Origin of the sequence: Pelotomaculum sp. PtaB.Bin117 (assembly GCF_002067195.1) — a bacterium.
GTDB classification, from domain to species: domain Bacteria; phylum Bacillota; class Desulfotomaculia; order Desulfotomaculales; family Pelotomaculaceae; genus Pelotomaculum_D; species Pelotomaculum_D terephthalicicum.
Map to the genome: position 1 here is coordinate 1 of NZ_MVQM01000102.1, position 2,634 is coordinate 2,634.

3 protein-coding genes are annotated in these 2,634 nt (G+C 44.8%); all 3 read left to right on the forward strand.

Annotation, left to right across the window (positions count from 1 at the left end; genetic code table 11):
• The first annotated feature begins 495 nt into the window (after positions 1-495).
• A complete protein-coding gene (locus A4E54_RS07040; protein ID WP_240084886.1) occupies positions 496-711 on the forward strand; it encodes an acyl-CoA carboxylase biotin carboxyl carrier protein subunit in 216 nt (71 codons plus the stop codon).
• Between the two features lie 448 nt (positions 712-1,159).
• Positions 1,160-2,404 carry a sodium ion-translocating decarboxylase subunit beta gene (locus A4E54_RS07045; RefSeq protein WP_240084527.1) on the forward strand — a complete coding sequence of 415 codons (1,245 nt, stop codon included), beginning with the start codon at positions 1,160-1,162 and terminating at the stop codon, positions 2,402-2,404.
• 23 nt (positions 2,405-2,427) lie between these two features.
• Positions 2,428-2,634: hypothetical protein (locus A4E54_RS07050; protein WP_286725256.1), on the forward strand; the 207-nt coding region annotated here is incomplete at its 3' end.

The following is a 2,634-nucleotide window of genomic DNA, read 5'->3' on the forward strand; positions in this document are numbered from 1 at the left end:
TTCTTCCTACGATAACTATCGCAACAAAAGCTATTCAATCCACTGTCCACGTGGTATAATATCAATGCTTGACCCGGCAATCCCAGTGATGCAATATGCTTAATTTTGGCAGTGATAATTTGATGGGGTTTTTGTAGAATATCGGGTAATAGGGCATCTTTGTCTGAAGATTAAGGACAAGCTTGAGGAGACGAATTCTAGTAGGCAGATCTAATGAATGTAATTTTGCAGTTATGTATGCAATGATGCATTATCTGGTGACGGTAAGGAACGGCTCCGGGTTAATTTACAGGCACAAATCGCCTGGCATGGTTATTGCATATTTAAATATGCCAGGTGTATTTTGTATTTTGTGATAAGGAAGGGGGTTTTCTGGAACAATATTAGCAGTGGGCGGTTTATTTCCGCTGAAGTAGTTGTTTTAGAGATGAAGGGTTTATTGAGGGTAAAGATTGAAAGAATTTATTAAAAACAAACTGAAAGGAGTTCTTTATCATGAGTGTAGCTGTTAACGCCCCGATGGCTGGTAAACTGATTTCTGTCGATGTGAAGGTAGGCGACGCGGTTAAAAAAGGCGATCCCGTTGCTACTGTTGAAGCCATGAAAATGCTTATTAAAGTATTTGCCCCGTCCGACGGAACTGTCGCTTCGATTGACGCTGAACCCAATACAAACGTTGATCCGGCCAAAGCGATTATTACGCTGGGATAATTTTTATTCGATTTTGTTTGGACAAAGGGAAATGGTGCCGGTCGTCACTGGAGTTGCTTTATTTCAGGCAAACCCTTGAAGGCGGCCGTCAACATTATTATTTTTATTCGTTAATTGTATACTGTATAAATGCAGAATTTCTTGTTGGTTATATTTGCATGATAGTTTACAAAAATATGAAAGGGGGCAAGTAAAAGTGTTGGAAACATCTATTCAAATTGCCCTGATGTCTTACGGTATGTTGGCCGTAATCGGTTTTGTAGTAGCTTTTCTGATCAAGGGAATGTCTATATTTTTGAAAGCAAAATAATCAAATAGAGGAGGGGTGTGGCCTGCTTCAGGGTAGTGTATTGCGGGATTGGCATGTTGCATCACTATGTTGGTGGTGATCGGCCTTTGGCTATATTCTCTAGGAGTATGAAGGCCGCTTGAAAGCAGGTTGGTATATATGGGTGAAATTAATGTATTAAATTTATTCCAGGGAGTCGCGACGCTTTTCGCTAGCGAGCCCAAAATTGCCATAGCTAGATTGGTGCTGATAGTTCTTGGTTTTTTATTAGTATACTTGGGCTACAAAAAAATTCTCGATCCGCTGATCATGTTGCCTATGGGTTTGGGCATGGCTTCTGTAAACGCCGCGGTGCTCTTTATCGCACCTGAGATGGTGGCTATGATGCCGGAAGGTTCCGGCAACATGGGTACAATTTTTGTGGCCCCGATGGTGTCGGACCCGGCGAGTCTGATAAATATCTTGCAAATCGACTTTTTGCAGCCAATTTATACTTATACTTTCAGCAACGGTTTAATTGCCTGCCTAGTCTTTATGGGCATCGGGGTTATCACAGATGTCGGGTACCTGCTGGCAAGGCCTTTTGCCAGTATGTTTATCGCTCTCTTCGCCGAATTAGGTTCTGTCCTCACGTTTCCGGTGGCTGTGGCCTGCGGGCTCACCTTTAGTGAAGCAGCCGCCATTTCTGTTGTTGGCGGGGCGGACGGCCCGATGGTGCTGTTTACTTCACTGATGCTGGCAAAACACCTGTTTGTTCCGATAACCATTGTGGCCTATCTTTACTTAAGCTTGTGCTACGGCGGTTATCCCTATTTAATCAGATTTTTGATTCCGAAGAAACTTCGTGGAATACAAATGGATTTGAGTTCGCTGCCCACTGTCAGCTCCGGTCAAAAATTTGCGTTTGCCATTATTGCCTGTACGGTTTTGTGCCTTCTTTTCCCCGTGGCCGCTCCTTTGTTCATGTCCTTTTTCGTGGGTGTAGCGGTACGGGAATCCGGGCTGAAGCACTTTGCGGAACTTTTGGAAGGACCCGTCCTCTATGGGTCTACTTTTTTCCTGGGGTTGCTTTTAGGAGTGCTGTGTGAAGCAAGCACGATTTTGGATCCGAAAGTGCTCATCCTGCTCTTTCTCGGTGTGTTCGCTCTCTTTTTCTCCGGCGTTGGAGGCGTTATCGGCGGCCTGCTCATGTACTTTATCAGCGGGAAAAAGTTTAACCCAGTAGTCGGTATCGCCGGCGTTTCTTGTATACCCACGACAAGCAAAGTTGCCCAAAGAGAGGTTACGGCAGCTAATCCTTATGCCATTGTTTTACCATTTGCAATCGGGTGTAGTGTCAGCGGTGTAATCACCTCGGCTATCCTGACCGGTGTTTACATTACGCTGGTTCCGTTGGTGCAATGAGCGGGCGGAGCGTAAAATTCTGGGTGTCAGGCACTCTGGTTTCGCTAACTGGGGTAGTGCTGGCAAGAATTGTAGCACCGATTTTTAACGGAAACTCAACGTTATTAGTGTCGATCTACCTTTTGGGAATAACCCTGGGCCTCGCCGGGTTAGTCTTACTCACTTTCGGGATGACTAAAGTCTACCGGAATGTAGGAGATGAACTGGAGGCGGGTAAAAAAGAAAGCAAT